Below are 24,160 nucleotides of genomic sequence, written 5' to 3'. Positions count from 1 at the left end.
CTTTGCTTTGATTCAAACGGGATTTTCTTCATGCGCATCAGTTTTTGTTGTTCCGATATCAAACCCCAGCCTTGGGTAGACGGCCTGAAAGCCGAGTTCCCCGATGCGCAGGTGGAGCTGTGGTCCGCCGGCGCGGCGCCGGCCGACTACGCGGTGGTCTGGGCGCCGCCCCAGCAGTTCTTTGACGAGCAGCCAAAGCTCAAGGGCATCTTCAACATTGGCGCCGGTGTCGATGCGCTGATGAAGCTGCGGCTTCCAGCCGGCGTACCGGTGGTGCGGCTGGACGATGCCGGCATGTCCGTGCAGATGGCCGAGTTTGTGTGCCATGCGGTCATTCGCCACTTTCGCGAGCTCGATGGCTATGAGGCCGATATTGCCGAAGGCAAGTGGTCGTACCGCAAGCCGCGCCTGCGCACCGACTATCCCGTTGGCGTGATGGGTCTGGGCGTGCTGGGCGAGCGCGTCGGACGTGCATTGGCGCAGTTCGACTTTCCGGTCAATGGCTGGAGCCGGTCGCCCAAGACGATTGAGGGTGTGCGGTGTTTTTCGGGCGATGCGGGTGGGCAGGGGTTTCAGGATTTCCTGGCGGCCAGCCGCATCCTGGTATGCCTGCTGCCGCTGACGTCTGAAACGCGGGGCATCATGAACCTGGACACCCTGTCGCGGTTGCGGCCCGGCGGCTATGTCATCAACGTGGCGCGCGGCAGCCACCTGGTCGATGGCGACCTGATCACGCTGATCGACAACGGCCACCTGGCGGGCGCCACGCTGGATGTGTTTCATACCGAACCGTTACCGGCAGATCACCCTTTCTGGAAACACCCGAAAGTCACGGTAACCCCGCACACCTCGGCCCGCACGCTGCGTGAGGAAAGCATTGCCCAGATTGCGGGCAAGGTGCGTGCCGTCGAACGCGGGGAGCGGGTTGCTGGTATTGTTGATCCACTGCGTGGCTATTGAAGTGGTTGTTGAAGTGGCTGTTGAAGCGCAGGCCCCGGAGTTTCATTGATGCCATCGTCCATATCTCACCGCCTGCTCAGTGTTTTTGGCTGGCTGTTGCTGGTGCCCAGCGGGCTGACAGCCCTGGGAGCTCTCTGGCTGCTGGCCTCAAGCCTGGGCCTTGGCAGCGACACCCGCACGGTAGTCGGGCGGGTGGTGGGACATGAAGCTTCCCACCTGAAGCTCAGCACGGGCCAGAAAAGCATTGTTGAATTTTCCGCGCACGATGGCCGTACCCTGCGTGTGGCTGACCCCTTGGTGCGCCAGGGCGGCGCCGTTCACAAAGTCGGCGAAACCGTGAAGGTGCGTTACCCGGTGGCAGACCCGGTGCAGGCCCAGATTGTGGGGTCGGTGCTGGTGCAGGGCTTTATCGGTGGGGTTCTTTTGTTGTTCAGTGCGCTGGGTGTGCTGGCCGGCTGGCTGCTTTTGTGGTTGCGCCCGCGCGGCGCGGCACCTGCGGCCGCCTGACACTTGAAATCGAATACGGAAAAAACCATGTCTTTGCCCTCCAAAGTCAAAATTGTCGATGTTGGCCCGCGCGACGGCTTGCAAAATGAAAAAGCCCAGGTGCCGGCCGCGGTGAAGATTGAGCTGGTGCACCGCCTGCAGGACGCGGGGCTGACCGAGATCGAAGTCACAAGTTATGTGTCGCCCAAGTGGGTGCCGCAGATGGCCGACAACGCCGAGGTGATGGCCGGCATCAAGCGCAAGCCGGGTGTGCGCTATTCGGTGCTGACGCCCAACATGAAAGGCTTTGAAGCCGCAATTGCGCCGCCGCGCGAGCTGTGGCCCGACGAGATCGTGGTGTTCGGCGCGGCCAGCGAGGCTTTCAGCCAGAAGAACATCAACTGCTCGATTGCCGAAAGCATTGAGCGCTTTCGCCCCGTGGTCGAGGCCGCGCGAGAAAAAGGTATTTATGTGCGGGGCGCGATGTCTTGCACCGTGGGCTGCCCTTATGAAGGTGAAATTTCACCTGAACGTGTGGACATGCTCGCCGGCCTGATGAAGGGCATTGGTGTGCAGCATGTGGGTGTGGCCGACACGATTGGTGTGGGCACGCCGCTCAAGGTGCGGCGCGCCATGGAGGCGACGCTCAAACATTTCGACATCAACGATGTCTCGGGGCATTTCCACGACACCTACGGCCAGGCGCTGGGCAATACGCTGATGGCATTGCAGATGGGCGTGTGGCAATACGATACCTCGTCGGCGGGCCTGGGCGGCTGCCCGTTTGCCAAGGGCGCTACCGGCAATGTGGCGACCGAAGATGTCGTGTACATGCTGCATGGCATGGGCATTGAGACGGGCATTGACCTGGACAAGCTCATTGATGCGGGAAAATTCATCAGCGATTTCCTGGGGCGCAAGCCGAACTCCCGCGCGGCAACCGCGCTTCTTAACAAACGAATGAATTGAAATGTGTGGATCCGAATTGAAGACGTTGCCAGAGGGTGTGCGGCGGGTTGCCGCTGTGCTGCTGGACAGTGGCCATATGCATGCACCCGTCATGCTCGACGATGCCGCGCGCACCGCGCAGCAGGCGGCCGATGCACTGGGTGTGCAGGTGGGCCAGATTGCCAAGAGCATTATTTTTCGCCGCAAGTCTGACGATGCCGCCGTGCTGGTGGTCACGTCAGGCGACCAGCGGGTCGATGAGAAAAAGGTCGAGGCCATGGTGTGTATCGATGGCAAGCGGCTGGCTCGGGCCGATGCGGAATTTGTGAAGGCGCGCACGGGGTTCTCCATAGGCGGTGTGTCGCCGCTGGCGCATGCCACGCCCTCCGTGACGCTGATTGACCGCTCGCTGTTCCGCTTTGAAACCGTGTGGGCGGCTGCGGGCCATCCGCATGCGGTGTTCCAGCTGTCGCCACAGGAGCTTGAGCTGCTGACGGGCGCGCCGGTGGCGGACTTTGCGGTGAATGTGGACGAAGACAAACTGGCACGCAAGCACGCGATCGAACTGGTCTCTCTGCGCGCGGCCACACTCGATGATGAGCCGGACGCGCCGTCGCCCTGCATTTCCGTGTGCCGCATGAACGCGGCTTCGGGCCTGTGCGAGGGCTGCTTTCGCACGCGCGATGAAATCGCGCAGTGGAGTGGGGCCGACGACACCGCAAAGCGCCATATCTGGACATCCATAGGGCAGCGCATGGCTGCGATGCAGCCATGACCGGCGAGGACACGACGATGAAGCCGGCAGCCGGTGACGCACCCCTGATCAAGCACATCACATGCTACTTCGACGTCATTTCGCCCTATGCCTTTTTGGCTTTTGAGTGCCTCCCAGAAGCGCTGAAGGGTGTGAGCTACAGCGTGGCGTACACGCCGGTGCTGTTCGCGGGCATGCTCAAGCACTATGGCCAGCTGGGCCCTGCGGAGATCGCCCCCAAACGCGACTGGACCTACCGGCAGGTGCTGTGGCTGGCGCACAGCCTGGGTATCGCAATGAAGATGCCGGCCAGCCACCCCTTCAACCCGTTGCCCCTGCTGCGTCTGGCCGTGGCCTGCGGCCCCGAAGGGCAGGGCGGCACGCCCAACCGCTATGCGTGCGAAACCATCTTTCGCCATGTCTGGGGCGAAGGCGGTGAAGCCGGCGATGCGGCCCGTTACGAAGCGCTTGTCAAGCAGCTAGCGCCAGCACGCGATGTGCAGGGCGAGAGCGTCAAGGCGCAGCTCAAAAGCAATACCGAAACGGCGATTGCCAAAGGCGCTTTTGGCGTGCCGGCGTTTGAGGTCGATGGCAAAATTTTCTGGGGCCTGGATGCGTTGCCGATGCTGCGCGAGTACCTGCTCGGCAGCCCGTGGTTTGATGGTGATGGCTGGAATGCCGCGTGTAAGGTTGCGACGGGCATTCGACGCGGGGCCTAAGAAGGTTTTAAGCGTTTTCCCTGAGGTGCTTCGCATGCTGAAAAGTTCTTCAAGGGTTTCCCCTTGACTTGTCAGCCACGCATAAGTTTCGTGAAAGCTCCTGTTAGTTTCACGTCAGAGCTAGGTCAGGCACAACCCAAATAATGAAGGTAGCTTCCATACCGGAAGTCTCATTATTTTGGAGACAACATCATGGCAACAGCCGTCGACAACAGGCCGATGACAGCCGAGCAGAAGAAGGTGATTTTCGCCTCCTCACTCGGCACCGTATTTGAGTGGTACGACTTCTATCTCTACGGTTCATTGGCCGCCATCATCGCCAAGCAGTTCTTCAGCGGACTGGATGCAGGCTCTGCCTTCATCTTTGCGCTGCTCGCTTTTGCAGCCGGTTTCATCGTGCGCCCCTTTGGCGCGCTGGTGTTCGGCCGCCTGGGCGACATGATCGGCCGCAAGTACACCTTCCTGGTCACCATCGTGATCATGGGCTTGTCGACCTTCATCGTGGGCCTCTTGCCCAACTACGCATCCATCGGTGTTGCCGCTCCGGTGATCCTGATTGCCCTGCGCATGCTGCAAGGCCTGGCGCTCGGCGGTGAATACGGCGGTGCAGCTGTCTATGTGGCCGAGCACTCGCCGCAGGGCAAGCGCGGCGCCTACACCTCCTGGATCCAGACCACAGCCACGCTGGGCCTGTTCCTGAGCCTGCTGGTCATCCTGGGTGTGCGTACCGCCATGGGCGAAGTCGCATTTGCCGACTGGGGCTGGCGCGTTCCTTTCATCGTGTCCATCCTGCTGCTGGCCGTGTCGGTCTACATCCGGCTGTCGATGAACGAATCTCCTGCCTTCCAGAAAATGAAGGCTGAGGGCAAGACCTCCAAGGCACCGTTGTCCGAATCTTTCGGCCAGTGGAAAAATCTGAAGATCGTGATCCTGGCGCTGATCGGCCTGACCGCCGGCCAGGCTGTGGTGTGGTATTCCGGCCAGTTCTACGCCCTGTTCTTCCTGACGCAGGCGCTCAAGGTCGACGGCCCCACGGCCAACATCCTGGTGGCTTATTCGCTGATCCTGGGTACGCCTTTCTTCGTGATCTTCGGAACGCTGTCCGACAAGATCGGCCGCAAGCCCATCATCATGGCCGGCTGCCTGCTGGCTGTGGTGACCTACTTCCCCGTGTTCACCGCGCTGACCAAAGCCGCCAACCCTGACCTGGCCGCGGCACAAGCCAAGAACAAGGTGGTGGTGACTGCTGACCCGAATGAGTGCTCGTTCCAGTTCAACCCGACCGGCACCGTCAAGTTCACCAGCTCCTGCGACATCGCCAAGCAAGTGCTGGCAGGCGCTTCGGTGAGCTATGAAAACGTCGCCGCACCCGCCGGCACCGTGGCCACCATCAAGATCGGTGAAACCGCCATCCCCAGCTACACCGCCAAAGGCCTGAGCGCCGACGACGCCAAGAAAAAGGACGCCGAGTTCAAGAAGCTGGTGGCTGATGACCTGAAGACTGCCGGTTATCCCACCAAGGCAGATCCTGCCAAGGTTGACAAGGTCATGGTCACGGCCATCCTGTTCTATCTGGTGGTTCTGGTCACCATGGTGTACGGCCCGATCGCCGCCATGCTGGTGGAGTTGTTCCCGACCCGCATCCGTTATACCTCCATGAGCCTGCCGTACCACATCGGTAACGGCTGGTTCGGCGGCCTGCTGCCCACCACGGCGTTTGCCATCGTGGCGCAGACCGGCAATATGTACAACGGCCTCTGGTACCCGATCATCATCGCCGGCATGACGCTGGTGGTGGGCACCTTGTTCATCAAGGAAACCAAGGACGTGGATATTTACGCCAACGACTGATGGGTATTTGCGCCGGTGCGGGCCAGGAGCCCGCACCGGCTCTTCAGGCTGAAAAGCCTGGTGTTTTTTTCGGGCCCTCGTCATCGATTTGCCGGGGGCTTTTTTTTGGGAGAAAGAAAGATGTGGAAACTTGTTGTGGGGTTTATCGTGATTGCCGGGCTGGCATTATTTCTGTTGAACAAGGGTGGTGATATTGATCTGGGCGGTGAAAAGCATGGTGCTTCGCGGCTGGCCGCGCCTGTTGTTGTCGCTGCTCTGGAAGCGCGTACGCATGGTTGAGTGAAGGGGTCAGGCTGACAGCGAGTGGCGCTTTCGCGTGCAGGACGTCGCCGCGATCATGCCCAGAAAAGGTGCGTTGCCGGTGAAAATGAGTTAAATTGATTTAACAGAGACAAAAACAACGATCACAGCGTCTCTGGAAATCAAGCACCTCATGGTGGCACCCTCGCGCATTTATTTGGAGACCAGCCGATGATTTACACCAAGACGGAAGCCGGCCAGACCGCCGTGCAGAACCGAACCGTCGCATTGACCCCCCGGCAGCGCTCTGCCTTCATCATGTTTGACGGCAAACGCAGCCTGGAGGATGTGGTCAAGGCCACCTCGGGATTCGGCGTAACCGCAGAAGACATCAACCACTTGATTTCGCTGGGCCTGCTGGCGCCGCTGGCAGTGCAGCCGCCTGCCGAGCCAGCCCCTGAGGTGTCGGCGCACAACGCCGACGGCAGTCCCACCCTGAATGCCCAAGAGCATTATTCAAGGGCCTATCCCATCGCCACACGGTTGACGGCCGCCTTGGGCCTTCGGGGTTTCAGGTTGAACCTGGCGGTGGAAGCCGCAGGCGACATTGACAAGCTCAAGGAGCTGGCGCCCAAGATCAAGGAAGCTGTCGGCCCCGAGAAGTTCAAGGAACTCGAAAGCGCGCTTTACGGCTGAGCAAACCGTACGGCTTGGCGCCGCAGGTTTGCGAATTCGCAAGCAGGGGCCGCGATCCGGCTAAGCCGGGCGCAAGGCGCCTGTCCCCCTTGGGGGAGGTGACGCTACACGAAGTGGCGTCGGCAGGGGGGATTCTCTTCCCAAGCAGGGGCCGCGATCCGGCTACGCCGGGCGCGAGGCGCCTGTCCCCCTTGGGGGAGGTGACGCTACACGAAGTGGCGTCGGCAGGGGGGATTCTCTTCCCAAGCAGGGGCCGCGATCCGGCTACGCCGGGCGCAAGGCGCCTGTCCCCCTGGGGGGAGGTGACGCTACACGAAGTGAGCGTCGGCAGGGGGGTGCTATTTACCTCTTGAATTTCCCGTCGGTGCCGATGATGGACAGATCGGCAAAGTCAAGCCCGGTATGGTCCTCGGGGCTGTAGCTCACCTCAAGCCCGCCGATATCCAGCTTGCGCATGCCTTCCAGTGCGGCCTGGATTTTCTCGCGCGTGGGTTTGGCGCCGGCCCGGCGCAAGCCCTCCACCAACACCTTGGCAGCGGCAAAACCCTCCAGCATCGCGGGGCTCACGTCGGCTTGCCCCTTGGCCTTGGACAGCTCCTGCGCCTCCTTCACCATGGGGAAGGCGATGGAGCGCTCATACGGAAACACCTGCGTGACGATCACGCCGCGTGCATTGTCGCCCAGGCTTTTCACAAAGCCGCCCGAGGCATTGTTCGAAAGCGTCACGATCTGCGCCGTGGAGCCGCCCGCGCGGAAGGCCTTGATGCCGTCGACCACCGCCTGCCCCGAGGCCACCATGATGACGGCCTGCGCATTGGACTGGTAGACCTTGGGTGCGATGGGTCCGAAATCGGGTTTGGATCGGTCGAATTTTTCCAGTACTGCGGGCTGCAGCTTGGCAGTCGCAAGCCCTTTTTGCGCGCCCATTACGCCGTCAGCGCCGAAGCTGTCGTCGGCATACACGATGCCGATACGCGTGATGCCCATGGAATGCAGGTGGGTGATCGCTTTTTCGGCTTCACGCTGGTAGGTGGCGCGTACGTTGAACACATTTTTTTTGACGGGCTGGTGCAGCACCATGGCGCCGGTAGAGGGGCCAACCAGCGGCACGCCGTTCTTGTCGAGCAGCGGGATGATGGCTTCGGTGTGCGGTGTGCCGCGGGTGAGGAACATGGCCAGCACGTTTTGTTCTTCGATCAGCTTGCGTGCGTTTTCGACTGCCAGCTTGGGATCGAACTTGTCGTCGAGCGACACCAGCTCAATCTTTTGCCCGCCCACACCGCCCTTGGCATTGACGGCGTCGATGTAGAGCTTGGCGCCTTCCGTGGTTTCCTTGACGCCGGCGCCCACGGGGCCGGTGAATCCCGCGGTCTGCCCGACAAGGAGTTGTGCATGGCTGGCCTGGGCCACGGCCACCATCGCGATGGCGGCGCACCATCGGCTGAGTTTGTTCATGTTGTTCACAGTGTTTCCATCCGGGGTGAAATGATGTAACCATAAGTGAACCATGAAAGCGCAAAAAATGCGATCAGGAAAACCAGAAGCCGCCCTGATTGACGTAGTTGAAAGTGTGCAAAAAGGACATTAATCCCTACATCATGCGCAGCCGGTTGCCCTGTCTAGAATGTTTGACCTCTTCAGGAAAGACTGCACTCATGTCCCAGGGAATCATCCGCATTCGCGGCGCGCGCCAGCACAACCTCAAAAACCTCGATCTGGATATCCGCACCGGTGAAATGACGGTAGTTACAGGCCCCAGCGGCTCGGGGAAATCGTCCCTGGTGTTCGACACCTTGTTTGCCGAAGGCCAGCGCCGCTATGTGGAAACCTTCTCGGCCTATGCGCGGCAGTTCCTGGACCGCATGGACAAGCCGGCCGTCGACAAGGTGGAAGGCGTGCCGCCCGCCATCGCCATCGACCAGACCAACCCGGTGCGCAGCTCGCGCTCCACCGTGGGCACCATGACGGAGCTCAACGACCACCTGAAGCTGCTTTACGCACGCGCCGCGCAGCTCTTTGACAAACAGACGGCGCAGAACGTGCGCCACGACACGCCTGAATCGATTTATGCCGAATTGATGGCGCGCACGAAGGAGGGCGACCCGCGCGTGGTGTTGACCTTCCCGGTCGAGCTGCCCGGCAACACCAGCGCCGAGCAGGTCGAGCAGTGGCTCTCTGTCAGTGGCTTCACGCGCGTGCATGCCCAGCGCGACGTGGCCACGCCGGCCGGCCCGCACAAGCTGCTCGACGTGGTGGCCGACCGTTTTCGCACCCACGCGGTGGAAAAAGCCCGTGTGATGGAAGCGATTGAGACGGCATTGAAGCGTGGCGGGCGACTGAACATTTACGTACAACACGCAGAAGACGGTCAACCGGATGTGATGTGGCGCTTTTCGACGGGCCTGCATTGCCCCGACAGCGACCTGCGCTACACCAACCCCACGCCCTCGCTGTTCTCCTTTAATTCCGCCATGGGCGCCTGCGAAACCTGCCGAGGTTTTGGACGCGTCATCGGCGTCGACTACGGCCTGGTAATTCCCAACGACAAGCTCACCCTTCGCGCCGGCGCCATCAAGACCATCCAGACACCGGCCTGGAAAGAAGCGCAGGACGACCTGCTGCGCCACGCCGAAGCGGCCGGTGTTCCGCGCGACACGCCGTGGTACAAGCTCACGCCAGAGCAGCAGGGCTGGGTCATCAACGGCACGCCGGGCTACAAGGACGGCAACTGGAACAAGCAGTGGTACGGCATCAAGCGTTTCTTCGAATACCTCGAAAGCAAGGCTTACAAGATGCATATTCGTGTGCTGCTGTCCAAGTACCGCAGCTACACGCAATGCGAGACCTGCGGCGGTGCACGCCTCAAGCTAGAGTCTTTGCTCTGGCGCCTGGGCTCGAAGGAAGCCGCCGACGCGGTGCTGCCGCCCAGCCAGCGTTTCATGCCGGTGGGTGTGCAGTGGAGCCGCGAGCAGCTTGAAGCCCTGCCGGGCCTGGCGCTGCACGACCTGATGCGCCTGCCGATCGACAGGCTGCGGCAGTTCTTCAGCGGCCTCTCGCTCGACGTGATGGGCGACGACGCTGAACTGCAGGCGCTGAAGTCGCTGTTCGAAGAAATCCAGACCCGCGTCAAATACCTCTGCGACGTCGGCATCGGCTACCTCACGCTCGACCGGCAAAGCCGCACGCTCTCGGGTGGCGAGGTGCAGCGTATCAACCTCACCACCGCACTCGGCACCTCGCTGGTCAACACGCTGTTTGTGCTCGATGAGCCCTCCATCGGCCTGCACCCGCGCGACATGAACCGCATCACCCAGGCCATGCACCGCCTGCGCGACGCCGGCAACACGCTGGTGGTGGTCGAGCATGACCCCGCCGTCATGCTGGCGGCCGACCGCCTGATCGATATGGGCCCGGGCCCGGGTGAGAAGGGCGGTCAGATCGTGTTTGACGGCACGCCTGACGACATCAAACATGCCGACACGCTGACCGGCGCCTACCTCGGCTCACGCAAGCAGGTGGGCATGGGCTTCAAGCGCGCGGTGACTGACAGCACCCCACGCCTCATCCTTGAAGGCGCGCGAGACCACAACCTGAAGAACCTGACGGTCGACTTTCCGCTGCAACGCCTGGTCTGCGTGACGGGCGTCAGCGGCTCGGGCAAGTCCACACTGATGCAGGACATCCTGGCGCCGGCATTGCTGCGCCAGTTCGGCAAGGCGACGGAGACGCCGGGTCTGCACGACCGCCTCATGGGCGCCGACCACCTGACCGACGTGGTGTTTGTTGACCAGTCGCCCATCGGCAAGACGGCGCGCTCCAACCCGGCCAGCTATGTGGGCGCCTGGGACGCGGTGCGCGACCTGTTCGCGCTGGCGCCGCTGGCGAAACAGCGCAGCTACACCGCCACCAAGTTCAGCTTCAACAACGGCGACGGGCGCTGCCCGACCTGCGGCGGCTCGGGCTTCGAGCACGTCGAGATGCAGTTCCTGAGCGACGTCTACCTGCGCTGTCCCGACTGCGACGGTAAGCGCTACCGCGCCGAGATCCTCGAAGTGACGATTGAGCGCAAGGCCATCGGTGACGTGAAGCCGCGCCTGCTCAATGTGTCCGACGTGCTGGACCTCACCGTGAGCGAGGCGGTGGCCCTCTTTGCGCAAGACCGTGAAGTGGTGCGCGCGCTGCAGCCCATCGTGGACGTGGGCCTGGAATACGTGAAGCTGGGCCAGCCTGTGCCCACGCTGTCGGGCGGCGAGGCGCAGCGCCTCAAGCTCGCGGGTTTCCTTGCCAATGCCAGCAAGACCACCAGCGCCAGCAAGCAAGCGCTCGCGCTCAGGCAGCCGGGCCGCGGCACGCTCTTTTTGTTTGACGAGCCGACCACCGGCCTGCACTTTGACGACATCGCCAAGCTGATGCGCGCGCTGCGCAAGCTGCTCGAAGCCGGGCACTCGCTGATCGTCATCGAGCACAACCTCGACGTGATCCGTTCGGCCGACTGGCTCATCGACCTGGGGCCCGAAGGCGGCGAGGCCGGCGGCCTGCTGGTGGCCCAGGGCACGCCCGAAGAGGTGCGCCAGCACCCGACTTCACACACCGCGCTGGCGCTGCGTGACTACGAGCACGCCATGGGCAAGGTCCACGGCGTTGAAGAGTCGCGACCCAAAGTGTGGGCCAAGCGCCCCGCGTTCTCCAACCTGATCCAGATCGTCAACGCCAAAGAGAACAACCTCAAGAGCCTGTCGGTCGACATTCCGCGCGGCAAGTTCAATGTGGTGACCGGCGTGTCGGGCTCGGGAAAATCCACGCTGGCTTTTGACATTTTGTTCAACGAAGGGCAGCGGCGCTACCTCGAATCACTCAACGCTTACGCGCGCAGCATCGTGCAGCCGGCGGGCCGGCCCGAGGTGGATGCGGTCTATGGCATTCCGCCCACCGTGGCGATCGAGCAGCGCCTCTCGCGCGGCGGCCGCAAGTCGACCGTGGGCACGACCACCGAGGTCTGGCATTTCCTGCGCCTGCTCTACGTGAAGCTGGGCATCCAGCATTGCACCAAAGACGGCGCGGCGGTGATGCCGCAAAGCCCCGAAAGCATTGCCGCGCAGCTGATCAAAACCTACCGCGGCCAGCACATCGGCCTGCTGGCCCCATTGGTGATTGCCCGCAAGGGCGTCTACACCGAGCTGGCCGACTGGGCGCGCCCGCGCGGCTATACGCATTTGCGCATCGACGGCGAGTTTTTACCCACCACCGGCTTTCCGCGCATCGACCGATTCAAGGAACACACGGTCGAATTGCCGATTGCCGACATCCATGTCTCGCCTGACAACGAAGCCGCCTTGCGCGCCGCACTGGCGACCGCGCTGGAACACGGCAAGGGCGTTGTCCATGTGCTGGCCCCGCTTGATGGTTTGCGCGGCGCGATGATGGCTGGCACCAGCGCCAAAAACATTGGCAAGCTGATCGCCTTTTCCACCAAGCGGGCCTGCCCGATTTGCGCCACCTCGTATGCCGAGCTCGACCCGCGCCTCTTCAGCTACAACAGCAAACACGGCTGGTGCCCCGACTGCGTGGGCACGGGCGTCAAGCTCACCAAAGAGCAGCGCAAGGTGTTTGACGACTCGGTGATGGACGACGACAACAAGGGCCGCGAGCAAAGTTTTGCCGAACCCGAGGTGGAAGACGTGGCCGGTACCGCCTGCCCGACCTGCGAAGGCACGCGGCTCAATGCCAAGGCCCGCGCGGTGAAGTTTGCGGGCGTCGGCATTGCCGACATCGCAGCGCTGTCGGTGACGGACGTGCGGGGCTGGGTCGAAAAACTCGCGCTGCTGGGCCGTGAGGCCGGTATCGCGCGCGACCTGATTCCGGAGATCAAGAGCCGGCTCGAATTCCTCGAAGACGTGGGCCTGGGCTACCTCACGCTGGACCGCGGCGCGCCCACGCTATCGGGCGGCGAGGCGCAGCGCATCCGACTGGCGGCGCAACTGGGCTCCAACCTGCAGGGTGTCTGCTACGTGCTCGATGAGCCCACGATTGGCCTGCATCCGCGCGACAACCAGATTTTGCTGAGCGCGCTGGGCAAGCTCAGCGACCGCGGCAACACGCTGGTGGTGGTCGAGCATGACGAAGACACGATTCGCCGCGCCGACAACATCATCGACATCGGCCCCGGCGCAGGCAAGCGCGGCGGCACGCTGGTGGCGCAGGGCACGGCGGCGCAGCTGTCGGCTGTGCCTGAATCGCTGACGGGTCGCTACCTGGCGAACCCCTTGATTCACCCGCTGCAGCTGCGGCGTGAAACGCGCAAGGGCGCGGCACCGGTTGCCGTGGTGAAAGAGGGACCTGTTGACGTCAACGCCAAACCCGTGAGCAAGCAGAAGGCGGCAACGCTGAAAGCTGCGGCGCTCAAGGCTGCTGCGGCCAGTGCCAGCGCGCTGCACAACGCGGCGCCCGCGGCAGCCGGGCCTTTCACCTCCTGGCTCACCGTGGTCAATGCCGACCTGCACAACCTCAAGGACGTGTCGGTGACCGTGCCGTTGTACCGCCTGGTGGCGGTGACGGGTGTGTCGGGTTCGGGCAAGTCAACGCTGGCGCGCGACGTGCTGCTCACCAATGTGCATGCGGGCGTCATGCAGCGCTCCACGAAGTCGGGCCGCGACGCCGACGACAAGGGCAAGACACCCGACTGGACCGGCTGCGAACGCATCGAGGGCTATGCGGCGGTAGACCGCGTGCTGGAAGTCGACCAGACGCCCATCGGCAAGACGCCGCGCTCGTGCCCGGCCACCTACATCGGCTTCTGGGACACGATACGCAAGCTCTTTGCCGACACGCTGGAAGCCCGCGCGCGCGGCTACAGCGCCGGGCGCTTTTCGTTCAACACCGGCGAAGGCCGTTGCCCCACCTGCGAAGGTGCGGGCGTGCGCACCATCGGCATGAGCTTTTTGCCCGACGTGAAAGTGCTGTGCGAAACCTGCCACGGCGCGCGCTTTAACCCCGAAACGCAGGCCGTGACCTGGCGCGGCAAGAACATTGGCGACGTGCTGAAAATGGAAGTGGACGAGGCGGTGGATTTCTTCTCTTCCATGCCCAACATCAGCCACCCGCTGCAATTGCTGAAAGACGTGGGCCTGGGCTACCTCACGCTGGGCCAGCCGTCGCCGACGCTGTCGGGCGGCGAGGCGCAGCGCATCAAGCTGGTGACCGAACTGAGCAAGGTGCGCGACGACATCACGCGCCGCGGCCAGAAGGCGCCGCACACGCTGTATGTACTGGACGAGCCCACGGTGGGCCTGCACATGGCCGACGTCGAAAAGCTGATCCACGTGCTGCACCGCCTGGTCAACGGCGGGCACAGCGTGGTGGTGATCGAACACGACCTGGACGTGATCGCCGAAGCCGACTGGGTGATTGACCTGGGGCCGGACGGCGGCAACGCGGGTGGGCGTGTGGTGGCTTCGGCACCGCCTGAGGCTGTCGTCAAGCTCGGCACGCATACAGGGAAAGCCTTGGGAAGCGTGCTGAACAGATCCACCCCCGTCCAGGCTCACTGCGTGTAGCCTGTTCCCCCCTCAAGGGGGCGGCGCCTCCGGCCTGGCGAAGCCAGTTCCGCGGCCCCTGCTGGCAGAGATGGAGTCAACGCTGCGGCAGGATTTTGCTATTGAATTGATAGCTGTTTGCGCTTGTCCTGTATGGTTGAAACGCTAAAAGTACTTAAAACGCTTTAAGCGCTTTAAGATGAGGCTGACGCCGACGTGACAACCTTTCAGGTGTTGCCCTGATGCAGTATTGGCTTGCTGCACGCATGATATGGGCTTCACGCTCGCCACACCTTCAGGATCAGGAGAACCCCCGATGCAACGCCGTCCTTTACTGCAGATCACCGCCGCCCTGGCCATTTCACTCGCCGGCGCGTGGGGTGCGGCCCATGCGCAAAAATTCCCGGTCAAACCGATCAAGCTGATCGTCGCCTTCCCGGCGGGCGGGCCGACCGACATCACCATGCGTTCGCTGGCCGACAACGCCTCGAAAATCCTGGGCCAGACGGTGATCGTCGAGAACAAGCCCGGCGCGGGCGGCACCCTGCCGGCCCAGCAGCTGCAAAGCGCGCAGCCCGACGGCTACACGCTGGCGCAGATTCCGCTGGGTGTGTTCCGCCTTGGTTACACCACCAAGATCAACTGGGACCCGGTCAAGGACATCAGCTACGTGATCAACGTGACCGGCTACGCCTTCGGCATCGTGGTGCCTGCCGACAGCCCGTTCAAAACCTGGGCTGACTTTGTCGCCTATGCCAAGGCCAACCCGGGCAAGCTGACCTACGGCTCGACGGGCACGCTGACCAGCCCGCACCTGACGACCGAGCTCATCGCGCAAAAGGCCGGCATTGAGCTGCAGCATGTGCCGTACAAAGGCAGTGCCGACCTGATGCTGGCGCTCGTCAGCGGCCAGCTGATGGCGGGCGCCGACAGCACCGGTTTTGCGCCGCAGGTCGAGGCCGGCAAGCTGCGTGTGCTCAATACCTGGGGCGAGAAGCGGCTCGACAAATTCCCGAACGCCCCCACGCTGAAAGAGCTGGGCTATGACATCGTGCAGAACTCGCCCTTTGGCATAGGCGCACCCAAAGGTACGCCGCGCGAGGTGGTCAAGCGCCTGCACGATGCCTTCAAGAAAGCGATGGAAGAACCCAGCTATGTTGCGGCGCTGGGCCGGTACGACATGCTGCCCAACTACCTGAGCTCCGCGGACTACACGAAGTTTGCGCAAGACACAGTTGGGCGCGAAAAAGTGCTGATAGACAAGCTTGGGTTAGCTAAGCCCAACTGAAGATTGGTACACCCCTATCGAGGCTCACTGCGTGTAGCCTCTTTTCCCCTTGCAGGGGACGAAAAAATAGGCACACCCCTATCGAGGCTCACTGCGTGTAGCCTCTTTTCCCCTTCCAGGGGACGAGGCCAGCGGCCCGGCTAAGCCGGTTCCGCGGCCTCTGCTTGCTTTTTGGTTTATTTACTGACGGGGTTGGCTAGTACGAACAGTTCGCTGGCCAATTGGTCGGCTAAGGCTGGTTCTACGCCAGCCCCAAAAATCAACCGGTAAATGATCGGGGCCATCATGTGGTCCAGCACCTGCTGCACGGTGGGTGTGGCGTCGCCGCGGGCCTGGGCGCGTTTGACCAGAACTGTGGCTTCGTTGCGGCGGTTTTTCAGGCAGTTGGTTTCTTCTGATCCCGCCAGCGCCGCCGCGGCCTTCAGCAGGGAGGCATTGCCTGGCTTGTTGAGGTGGTTGATCAGTTCCTTGGCCCAGGCCGTGAGTTCGGCTTTCAGGTCGCCCGTCTCAGGCAAGGGACGGTTCGGGTCCAGCCTCTGCTGGGCGGTTTCGCCGAGCAGGCCGTTCACGTCGCCCCAGCGCCGGTAAATGCTGGAAGCACTCACGCCGGCGCGCTCGGCCACGGCCGGCACGGTGACCTTGTCGCGGCCCTCCTGGGCAATCAGTTCTTCCAGCGCCTTGCGCACCACGGTTTGCACCTGGGCGCTGCGTCCGCCGGGGCGTTTGTTCTGGGGCGTTTGGAGAGTGCTCATCAGGGCGGATTCTAGCCTAAAAGCCACGATGTTTGCGTTAATTTTTGAACGGGTATAGAATTCACAAACGCGAATAAATTAGCTTTAAGAAAGTTGAGCGTTTCCCCATGGCTACCCCTGCTGCTCCCGCCAATCCCTCATTGCAACCATCCCGCTCGACGGCGCCCCGCTGGCAGCTGCCGCCCGCAGCCGCCTTCCCCCTGCTGGCGATCCTGTTGTTCGCGTTCTTCGTGGCGGGCAGCGCGCCGTCGCCGCTGTTCGTCGTCTTCCAGCAGCAGTGGGGGTTTTCACCGGCGCTGCTGACGGTAGCTTTTGCCATTTACGCGATTGCGCTGCTGGCCTCGCTGCTGGTGGCGGGCTCGCTGTCTGACCACATCGGCCGCCGGCCTGTGGTGTTTACCGCCTTGCTGCTGCAGGCGGGCGCGATGCTGACTTTTTTGCTGGCCGGGAGCATCAACGGCATCATTGCCGCGCGCATCGTGCAGGGTATTGCGACCGGCATGGTCAGCGGCGCGCTGACGGCTGCGGTGGTGGAGGCCGCCCCGGCTGCGCAAAAACGCCTGGGCGCGATGATCGGCAGCATCTCGCCGCTGGCGGGGCTGGCCGTGGGCGCGCTGCTCACCGGCATTGCCGTCAAGTTCGCGCTGCACCCGGTGCCGCTGGTGTTTGGCGTGCTGGCCGCGATTTGCGTCGTGGGTGCGGTGGCCACGCTGTTCCTGCCCGAAAGCGCCACGCCGCGCCCCGGCGCGCTGGCTTCGCTGGTACCGCGCATTTCAATACCGGTGCAGGCGCGCGGCGAATTTGTGCGCGGCGTGCCGACGATGCTGGCGGTGTGGTCGCTTGCAGGCCTGTACCTGTCGTTGGTGCCTTCCATGCTGCAGCAAATCTTTGGCATCCATGACGGCATCGTCAACGGCCTCGCCATTGCCACCTTCTTCGGTCTGGGCGCTGCGTCACCGACCTTGCTGAAAAAACTGTCGCCGGTGCGTATGAGCGCCGTCGGCATGAGCTTGCTGGCCGTGGGCGCGGGGCTGGTGGCTGTGTCGCTGGCCACGCGCTCTGTGGCGCTGTTTTTTGCCGGCACGGCGCTGGCCGGTTTTGGCGGCGGCTCGGCTTTCTCTGCGCAAGTGCAGACGCTCGCACCGCTGGCGCAGCCACATCAGCGGGCTGAGTTGTTTGCCGCGCTGTATGCCACCAGCTATCTGGCTTTCAGCGTGCCCGCCATGCTGGCGGGCCGCTTGATTGCGCCGCTGGGCTTGCCCGCTACTGCGGAAGGCTATGCAGCGCTGGTGCTGGCGGTGGCCGCTCTCGGCGCCTGGCTGCGCTGGGGCTCAGTGCGCCGCCAATATAGCTAGCCCCTGCTGACGCTCACTTCGTGTAGCGTCCCCTCCCCTTCAGGGGACGGTGCCTGCGGCCGGGCAAAGCCCGATCCGCGGCACCCGCTGAGGTAACGCGGGGCAGCCGCGCGCTGCGCTGGGTTATCCCAGTAGCGCACGCGTTACCTCAGTGAAACCCGCGCCGCGCTCGCTGCGCGTCACGTAGCGCGGCAGGTGCGCCAGCTGCGGCACAAAGCGCGCGATGTTGGCCACGCCCACGCTGTTGGCAAAGGTCTTGAACATCAGCTGGTCGTTGGTCGAATCGCCCACGTAGACCCATTGGTCCATCTCGGCGTCCAGGTCGCGCTGCCAGAGCTGCCGGACTATCCAGCGCGCGCCTTCGAGCTTGTTGTGGCTGCCATACCAGCCGTTGATATGAATGCTGCTCACGGTGGCGTGCATGCCTTCGCTTTTCATCAGCGCCACCACTGCGGCGATTTGCGCGTCGCTGAGCTGCGTGAACTCGCTGTGGTCGATGGCAATGTCGGTCTCCCGGCCCGGCGAGTCGGTGGCGCGGTGCACGCCCGGCATTTCGCGTTCGATGCGCGCCAGCACGGCCTGCATGCGCGCGAAGTTGGCGCTGCGCGTGGCCGCATCCTGCTGGTAGATCTTGGCCAGCGGCCGCGGCGCGGCGCTTTGGGCATCCGGCAGCAGCGCCACGGCGCCGTTCTCCGCCACGATGGCATCGACAGGCCAGCGGGCCGCGAAAGGCTCGCTCCAACCAACCGGGCGCCCTGTGACCGCCACGATCTTGAAGCCGGCGGCTTTTAACTCACCCAAAGCTTCCAGCGCATCGGGGGTGATCTCCCCCTCGGTGGTCAGTGTGTCGTCAATGTCTGTGAAGAGGCCGGTGACGGCTTTTCGTTGCGCGGTGGGCCAGCGGGAGAGTTCTTGCATGGTGAAATTTTCGCACTGAATGTGGCCCCCACGCTCCTCCACTTTGTGTGGGTCGCTGCCCCCCGAGGGGGCCGCCCCCCTCCGGCCCGGCAAAGCCGAAAAATTGGCACACCCCTATCGGGCTCACTGCGTGTAGCCCTTTTCCCCTTGCAGGGGACTGCGCCTGCGGCCCGGCAAAGCCGGTTCCGCGGCCCATGCGGGTTGAAGAGTTCTGTGGGCGCGATCGGTGATGGCGTATTTCACCAGCGGGGGCCGAGGGTCCGGCTTCGCCGGCCCCAGGCGCCGCCCCCTAGAGGGGGGAGCAGGCTACACGAAGTGAGCCTGAACGGGGGTGAATCTATTTATCCCTTGAGGGGGGGGAACGGACTACACGAAGTGAGTCCGGACGGGGGTGGGTATAATCAGTTTTCCTGAGGAGCGTTGCAAGCCACATCACGTGGACCAGGCTCAGGACTTCATTGCAACCACGCTCACCCGCATGTGCTCTCAAGCCGGGTGAATGACTGAATTCTCCCTTCCCCTGAAAGCCGTGCCCGTGGCGATTTTGCCCAGTTGACGTTTGATATTTGGAGAACCGTATGAGCGCCGTCCTGAAACCTTCCACCGACTACACCATTGCCGATATTTCGCTTGCCGCCTGGGGCCGCAAGGAACTGAACATCGCACAAACCGAAATGCCCGGGCTGATGGCCATCCGCGAAGAATTCGCGAAGGCGCAGCCGCTCAAGGGCGCGCGCATCACCGGTTCGCTGCACATGACGATCCAGACCGGCGTGCTGATCGAAACCCTGCAGGCCCTGGGCGCTGAAGTGCGCTGGGCTTCGTGCAACATCTTCTCGACGCAAGACCACGCCGCCGCCGCGATCGCCGCCGCCGGCACGCCGGTGTTTGCCATCAAGGGCGAAACCCTGGCCGACTACTGGGACTACACCCACAAGATCTTCGAATTCAACGGCGCCAAGGGCACGCCTGAAGAAGGCCCCAACATGATCCTGGACGACGGCGGCGACGCGACGCTGCTGATGCACCTGGGCACCAAGGCCGAAAAAGACGCGAGCCTCATCTCCAAGCCCGGCAGCGAAGAAGAAATCTGCCTCTTCAACTCGATCAAGGCCAAGCTCGCGCAAGACCCGACCTGGTACAGCCGCCGCCTGAAGAACATCGTCGGCGTGACGGAAGAAACCACGACCGGCGTGCTGCGCCTGAACGAAATGTCGGCCAAGGGCACGCTGGCCCTGCGCGCCATCAACGTGAACGATTCCGTCACCAAGAGCAAGTTCGACAACCTGTACGGCTGCCGCGAATCCCTGGTTGACGCCATCAAGCGCGCCACCGACGTGATGGTCGCCGGCAAGGTCGCACTCGTGGCCGGCTACGGCGACGTGGGCAAGGGTTCCGCACAAGCACTGCGCGCCCTGAGCGCCCAGGTGTGGGTGACCGAGATCGACCCGATCAACGCCCTGCAAGCCGCGATGGAAGGCTACAAGGTCGTGACCATGGAATACGCTGCCGACAAGGCCGATATTTTTGTGTCCGCCACCGGCAACAAGAACGTCATCACGTATGACCACATGGCCAAGATGAAAGACCAGGCCATCGTCTGCAACATCGGCCACTTCGACAACGAAATCGACGTTGCCGCACTCGAAAAATGCACCTGGGAAGAGATCAAACCGCAAGTCGACCACGTGATCTTCCCGGACGGCAAGCGCATCATCCTGCTGGCCAAGGGCCGCCTGGTCAACCTCGGCTGCGGCACCGGCCACCCGAGCTTCGTGATGTCTTCGAGCTTTGCGAACCAGACGATCGCGCAGATCGAGCTCTTCACCAAGAAGGACGCGTACGAAGTAGGCAAGGTTTATGTGCTGCCAAAGCATCTTGACGAAAAGGTTGCCCGCTTGCACCTGAAGAAGGTTGGCGCTGTGCTGACCGAGTTGAGCGACGAGCAGGCTGCGTACATCGGTGTCAGCAAAGCAGGCCCGTACAAAGCCAACACCTACCGCTACTGATCCCGCGCTACTGCGCGGCCGTGATGCGTCGTTGCGGGTCCCTCCATGAATCCTCACGTACCTCCAGTACGCTCCGGTTCATGGGTCCTCCCGCGCCTAGCCTGACGGCCGCTCGCGACGCGCTGAGCCCTCTTTTTCTGGAACTACATGCGCGCTGACCTATTCCTCGTCGAACACGGCCATGCCGCCACCCGCTCGCAGGCCCAGCGCCTGATCGCTTCGGGGGTGCAGTGGCGTCCCGAAGCCGATGCTGCCTGGAAGAAGGTCGCCAAGAACGGCGACGAGATTCCGCCCGGCGCTGAGTTGCAGTTGCTGGACACCACTGAAGCCAAGTACATCTCGCGCGGCGGGCTCAAGCTCGAAGGCGCGCTGAAAGCTACCGGCCTGAAGGTGGATGGCTTGCGCTGCCTTGACGTGGGCCAGTCCACCGGCGGCTTTACCGACTGCCTGTTGCAGCACGGCGCCATGCAGGTGGTGGGCGTTGATGTGGGCCACGGCCAGCTGCATGCCAGTCTGCGTGAAGACCCGCGTGTGGTTTGCGTCGAGGGCTTGAATGCCCGTTCCATGACCGCCGCCGACCTCGTGGCCGGCCATGCAGGCGACAGCGATGACATGGGTTTTCCGGATGACTTCGATGGCGATGAGGATGACGCTGACCTGGATGAGGCGAGCCCAGCCGCAGAAGCCAACTTCGACTTCCTGACCGGCGACCTGTCTTTCATCTCGCTCACGCTGGTGTTGCCCGCAGTGGTTCGCCTGCTCAAACCCGGTGGCGACCTGCTCATGCTGGTCAAGCCGCAGTTTGAATTGCAGCCCGGCCAGATCGGCAAGGGCGGCATCGTGCGCGACCCGGTGCATTTCGAGTTTGTCGAAAAGCGCTTGCGCGATGCCTGCACAGCGCTGGGGCTGGAAGTGAAAGCCTGGCTGCAGTCACCCATTGAAGGCGGCGACGGCAATCGCGAATTTTTTATCCAGGGCGTCAAGGGCCGGGACGTGGCGGGCGAAGACCAGCCGCTGCCGGCCGCGCCGCAGCGCAAGGTGGCCAAGCGCGTGCCGCGCAGCGAAATGCGCGCCTCCCGCGCGCCGCACGAAGACTCCGAACTCGCGCATGCCGGCCAGCCTGGCCCTGCGCGTGGCAAGCGGCGTGACAACAAAACCGATACGACAAACAACGACGAGTGAGATCCGTGATGAGCCTGAAACTTCCCCTCAGTTTTGAATTTTTCCCGCCCAAGACACCTGAAGGCGCCGAGAAGCTGCGCGTGGCGCGCCAGGCGCTGTATGCGCACAAGCCCGAGTTCTGCTCGGTGACGTTTGGCGCGGGCGGTTCCACGCAAGACGGCACCTTTGGTACGGTGAGCGAAATCCTGGCTGAAGGCGTGGCGGCGGCCTGCCATTTCTCATGCGTGGGCGCCACCAAGGCCACGGTGCGCCAGCAACTCACCACCTTGCAGATCATGGGCGTGAAACGCCTGGTCGCCCTGCGCGGCGACCTGCCCAGCGGCTACGGCGCGGGCGGCGAGTTTCATTACGCCAGCGACCTGGTGGCCTTCATCCGCGCCGAAACCGGCGACGCTTTCCACATCGAAGTGGCCGCCTACCCGGAAATCCATCCCCAGGCCAGGTCGGCCGATGCCGACCTGCAGGCCTTTGTGCAAAAGGTCAAGGCCGGCGCCAACTCGGCCATCACGCAATACTTCTTCAACGCCGACGCCTACTACCGTTTTGTCGACGACGCGCAGGCTCTGGGCGTTGACGTGCCCATCGTGCCCGGCATCATGCCCATCACGAGCTCCACGCAGCTCATGCGCTTTTCCGATGCCTGCGGCGCCGAGATTCCGCGCTGGATCCGCCTGCGCCTGCAGGGCTTTGGTGACGACACCGCGTCCATCAAGAGCTTCGGCCTTGATGTGATCAGCGGTTTGTGCGAGCAGCTCTATGCAGCCGGTGTGCCCGGAATCCATTTCTACACGATGAACCAGGCCGCAGCGACGACCGAAATCATCGGGCGGCTGCAGCGAGCCTGAGGCCGCCATCCATGCTGCAGGGTGCCCGCCGGTCTGCCGCCACCCTCAGCGCTGCGGTGCTGCTGGCCTTGCTGGCGGCATGTACCACGACGCCACCAAGCAAGCCCTCCACCGCGCCGGGCTCTGGTGCTGCTGCACCGGCGCCGCGTCCTTCACGTCCCGCCACCGATGCATCACCCGCGACCGGTGAGATGGCTGACGAGGTACCGCCTTCCGCCGCTGCACCCAGGCCGTCGCTGCTGGCCGGCGAGGTGCCCCGCGAATTCCAGCGCGGCCAGGCTTCCTGGTACGGCCCGCGTTTTAACGGCCGGCGCACCGCCAGCGGTGAGCGTTTTGACATGCAGGAGTTCACCGCTGCGCACCGCACGCTGCCATTTGGCACCATGGTGCGTGTGCACAGCCTGGTCAACGGCCGCGATGTCGATGTACGCATCACCGACCGCGGCCCCTACAGCGGCAACCGCATCATCGACCTGAGCCGTGCCGCGGCGGAAGAGCTCGGCATGCTGGGCATGGGGCTGAAGGAAGTCGTGCTGCTCGTGCCCGAGTCCACACCGGAGGTCGCGGCGGCACCCGCGCCCGCGGCCCGGAAGCGCCCGCCTGCAAGGCGGCGCCCAGCGGCGCCGCGTGCGCCGCGCTGAATCGCGTCGCTGACCGAGGCGCGCTCGCTCAGTTCACAAAAGTCACATCGTCCCTGGGCTGAGGCGGGATCTTGATGGCCAGTGCCTTGACAGGCCCGCTGGTCACCAAGGTGCCGCCGTGTGCCGTGCCTTTGGGAATGATGATCAGCGTGCCCGGTTTGAACTCCTTGCGCTCGCCGCCCAGCCACATGGCACCGCTGCCTTCGATGATGTACTGGATCTCGTCGGTTTTCGGGTGGATGTGTTTGGCCACGTTACCGGACTGAATGCCGATGGTGGCGTTGTCGGTGATGACCAGTCCCTTCGCATTCATTTCGGGGTTCGGTGTGCCGGGAATGTCGCCGTGCTTGAGCGCTGCGAGGTCAATCATCGCCGGCGCCAGGGGCACGGCCTGCGCATGCGCATCGGGCAGGGCGTGCTGGGCCAGCGGCGACAACGCAATCCCCGCCACAAAGGCAACGGTGACGGAAAAGCCGAGGACGGTGGTGGTATGGCGCATGGAATCCTTTTTGTGGGTGTTGTGTAAGGGCGGGCCAGTATGCCCACGTTGCGATGGGCTTGCCAATAGCGGTGACCCGACCCGGCAACCGGCCTTTTCGCTTGGAAGCAGGTCCGGCTAACACCCCCGCAACACCTCCAGCCCGGAGGCCTTCAGTTGTTGACCGTGTTTGCTATCTATTTGATAGCTATCCGCGCATGATCCAATTGGGCGAGAGGTCGATTTGATGCTGAAAATAGGCCGAAAAATGCTTTCAGGGCCGTTTTTCAGGCTTTTCCGGCCGGTGAGCGATGTTTTGGGGGCCGTTTCGCCTCTTTTTTTGGATGAAAAATGCCCTCGGCCCAATGGGAATCTGCGCGAGCAGCTATGAATTTGATAGTGATTTGGTAGCTGGCAGGTCGGTGGGCCAAGTGCCGTTAGCACTCCGGGCACTGTGCGACTTGTACCGCCGGCAAGTCGAATCCATCACCCGCGCTTGCGGATGG

19 protein-coding genes, 1 pseudogene and 1 riboswitch are annotated in these 24,160 nt (G+C 63.1%); of the genes and pseudogenes, 16 read left to right on the top strand and 4 right to left on the bottom strand.

Annotated elements, in window-relative coordinates; genetic code table 11:
• Nucleotides 1–30: 30 nt before the first annotated feature.
• The 9 genes and pseudogenes from AC1DYR_RS19505 (at nucleotide 31) to AC1DYR_RS19465 (ending at nucleotide 6,654) form a co-directional block, all read left to right on the top strand.
• Nucleotides 31–960, top strand: coding sequence for a 2-hydroxyacid dehydrogenase (locus AC1DYR_RS19505; RefSeq protein WP_477706554.1), 930 nt, complete (start codon nucleotides 31–33; stop codon nucleotides 958–960).
• A gap of 48 nt (nucleotides 961–1,008) precedes the next feature.
• Nucleotides 1,009–1,467 carry a DUF3592 domain-containing protein gene (locus tag AC1DYR_RS19500; RefSeq protein WP_477706553.1) on the top strand — a complete coding sequence of 153 codons (459 nt, stop codon included), beginning with the start codon at nucleotides 1,009–1,011 and terminating at the stop codon, nucleotides 1,465–1,467.
• Between the two features lie 27 nt (nucleotides 1,468–1,494).
• Nucleotides 1,495–2,415 carry a hydroxymethylglutaryl-CoA lyase gene (locus AC1DYR_RS19495; protein ID WP_477706552.1) on the top strand — a complete coding sequence of 307 codons (921 nt, stop codon included), beginning with the start codon at nucleotides 1,495–1,497 and terminating at the stop codon, nucleotides 2,413–2,415.
• A gap of 1 nt (nucleotide 2,416) precedes the next feature.
• A pseudogene (locus AC1DYR_RS19490) lies at nucleotides 2,417–2,908 on the top strand (YbaK/EbsC family protein); the annotation flags it as partial.
• The gene (locus AC1DYR_RS19485; protein WP_477648230.1) at nucleotides 2,900–3,169 is read left to right on the top strand and encodes a DUF1289 domain-containing protein; all 270 of its coding nucleotides are present in this window, start codon (nucleotides 2,900–2,902) and stop codon (nucleotides 3,167–3,169) included. The pseudogene AC1DYR_RS19490 and the gene AC1DYR_RS19485, both read left to right, overlap by 9 nt.
• 47 nt (nucleotides 3,170–3,216) lie before the next feature.
• A complete protein-coding gene (locus AC1DYR_RS19480) occupies nucleotides 3,217–3,867 on the top strand; it encodes a 2-hydroxychromene-2-carboxylate isomerase (RefSeq protein WP_477706621.1) in 651 nt (216 codons plus the stop codon).
• 192 nt (nucleotides 3,868–4,059) lie between these two features.
• A complete protein-coding gene (locus AC1DYR_RS19475) occupies nucleotides 4,060–5,718 on the top strand; it encodes an MFS transporter (RefSeq protein ID WP_477706551.1) in 1,659 nt (552 codons plus the stop codon).
• Nucleotides 5,719–5,838: 120 nt separating this feature from the next.
• Nucleotides 5,839–5,997 carry a hypothetical protein gene (locus AC1DYR_RS19470; protein WP_477706550.1) on the top strand — a complete coding sequence of 53 codons (159 nt, stop codon included), beginning with the start codon at nucleotides 5,839–5,841 and terminating at the stop codon, nucleotides 5,995–5,997.
• 192 nt (nucleotides 5,998–6,189) lie between these two features.
• Nucleotides 6,190–6,654, top strand: a complete 465-nt coding sequence (locus tag AC1DYR_RS19465; RefSeq protein ID WP_477706549.1) for a hypothetical protein — start codon at nucleotides 6,190–6,192, stop codon at nucleotides 6,652–6,654.
• Between the two features lie 342 nt (nucleotides 6,655–6,996).
• On the opposite strand, the gene AC1DYR_RS19460 is transcribed toward AC1DYR_RS19465, so the two are convergent.
• Nucleotides 6,997–8,109 (bottom strand): ABC transporter substrate-binding protein, encoded by a 1,113-nt coding sequence (locus AC1DYR_RS19460; protein ID WP_477706548.1) that lies wholly within the window; start codon nucleotides 8,107–8,109, stop codon nucleotides 6,997–6,999.
• Between the two features lie 200 nt (nucleotides 8,110–8,309).
• On the opposite strand from AC1DYR_RS19460, the gene uvrA reads away from it, so the two are divergent.
• Both uvrA and AC1DYR_RS19450 read left to right on the top strand, forming a co-directional pair.
• Nucleotides 8,310–14,207: an excinuclease ABC subunit UvrA gene (gene uvrA / locus AC1DYR_RS19455; protein WP_477706547.1), complete on the top strand. Its 5,898-nt coding sequence runs from the start codon at nucleotides 8,310–8,312 to the stop codon at nucleotides 14,205–14,207.
• Between the two features lie 295 nt (nucleotides 14,208–14,502).
• Nucleotides 14,503–15,474 (top strand): Bug family tripartite tricarboxylate transporter substrate binding protein, encoded by a 972-nt coding sequence (locus tag AC1DYR_RS19450; protein ID WP_477706546.1) that lies wholly within the window; start codon nucleotides 14,503–14,505, stop codon nucleotides 15,472–15,474.
• Nucleotides 15,475–15,650: 176 nt separating this feature from the next.
• Here AC1DYR_RS19450 and AC1DYR_RS19445 read toward each other — a convergent pair whose 3' ends face one another.
• Nucleotides 15,651–16,226 carry a TetR/AcrR family transcriptional regulator gene (locus AC1DYR_RS19445; RefSeq protein ID WP_477706545.1) on the bottom strand — a complete coding sequence of 192 codons (576 nt, stop codon included), beginning with the start codon at nucleotides 16,224–16,226 and terminating at the stop codon, nucleotides 15,651–15,653.
• Between the two features lie 107 nt (nucleotides 16,227–16,333).
• Between AC1DYR_RS19445 and AC1DYR_RS19440 the strand changes: the two genes are divergently transcribed.
• Nucleotides 16,334–17,581 (top strand): MFS transporter, encoded by a 1,248-nt coding sequence (locus AC1DYR_RS19440; protein WP_477706544.1) that lies wholly within the window; start codon nucleotides 16,334–16,336, stop codon nucleotides 17,579–17,581.
• Between the two features lie 123 nt (nucleotides 17,582–17,704).
• Here the strand turns inward: AC1DYR_RS19440 and AC1DYR_RS19435 are convergent, their stop codons facing one another.
• Nucleotides 17,705–18,499, bottom strand: a complete 795-nt coding sequence (locus AC1DYR_RS19435) for an HAD family hydrolase (RefSeq protein ID WP_477706543.1) — start codon at nucleotides 18,497–18,499, stop codon at nucleotides 17,705–17,707.
• Nucleotides 18,500–18,905: 406 nt separating this feature from the next.
• Nucleotides 18,906–18,978, top strand: a riboswitch (S-adenosyl-L-homocysteine riboswitch).
• Nucleotides 18,979–19,077: 99 nt separating this feature from the next.
• Between AC1DYR_RS19435 and ahcY the strand changes: the two genes are divergently transcribed.
• From ahcY to AC1DYR_RS19415, 4 genes are all read left to right on the top strand, one after another.
• Nucleotides 19,078–20,508 carry an adenosylhomocysteinase gene (gene ahcY / locus AC1DYR_RS19430; RefSeq protein WP_477706542.1) on the top strand — a complete coding sequence of 477 codons (1,431 nt, stop codon included), beginning with the start codon at nucleotides 19,078–19,080 and terminating at the stop codon, nucleotides 20,506–20,508.
• A 147-nt stretch (nucleotides 20,509–20,655) separates the two neighbouring features.
• Nucleotides 20,656–21,690, top strand: a complete 1,035-nt coding sequence (locus AC1DYR_RS19425) for a TlyA family RNA methyltransferase (RefSeq protein WP_477706541.1) — start codon at nucleotides 20,656–20,658, stop codon at nucleotides 21,688–21,690.
• Nucleotides 21,691–21,698: 8 nt separating this feature from the next.
• Nucleotides 21,699–22,535: a methylenetetrahydrofolate reductase [NAD(P)H] gene (gene metF, locus AC1DYR_RS19420; protein WP_477706540.1), complete on the top strand. Its 837-nt coding sequence runs from the start codon at nucleotides 21,699–21,701 to the stop codon at nucleotides 22,533–22,535.
• Between the two features lie 11 nt (nucleotides 22,536–22,546).
• Entirely contained in the window at nucleotides 22,547–23,176 is a 630-nt protein-coding gene (locus tag AC1DYR_RS19415) for a septal ring lytic transglycosylase RlpA family protein (protein WP_477706539.1), read from the top strand.
• 28 nt (nucleotides 23,177–23,204) lie between these two features.
• Here AC1DYR_RS19415 and AC1DYR_RS19410 read toward each other — a convergent pair whose 3' ends face one another.
• Nucleotides 23,205–23,675 (bottom strand): cupin domain-containing protein, encoded by a 471-nt coding sequence (locus AC1DYR_RS19410; protein WP_477706538.1) that lies wholly within the window; start codon nucleotides 23,673–23,675, stop codon nucleotides 23,205–23,207.
• Nucleotides 23,676–24,160: the final 485 nt, after the last annotated feature.

The organism is Polaromonas sp. P1_F9 (genome assembly GCF_056405615.1).
The sequence above is the reverse complement of the archived record's forward strand: the minus strand, read 5'-3'. Positions and strand labels throughout refer to the sequence as shown.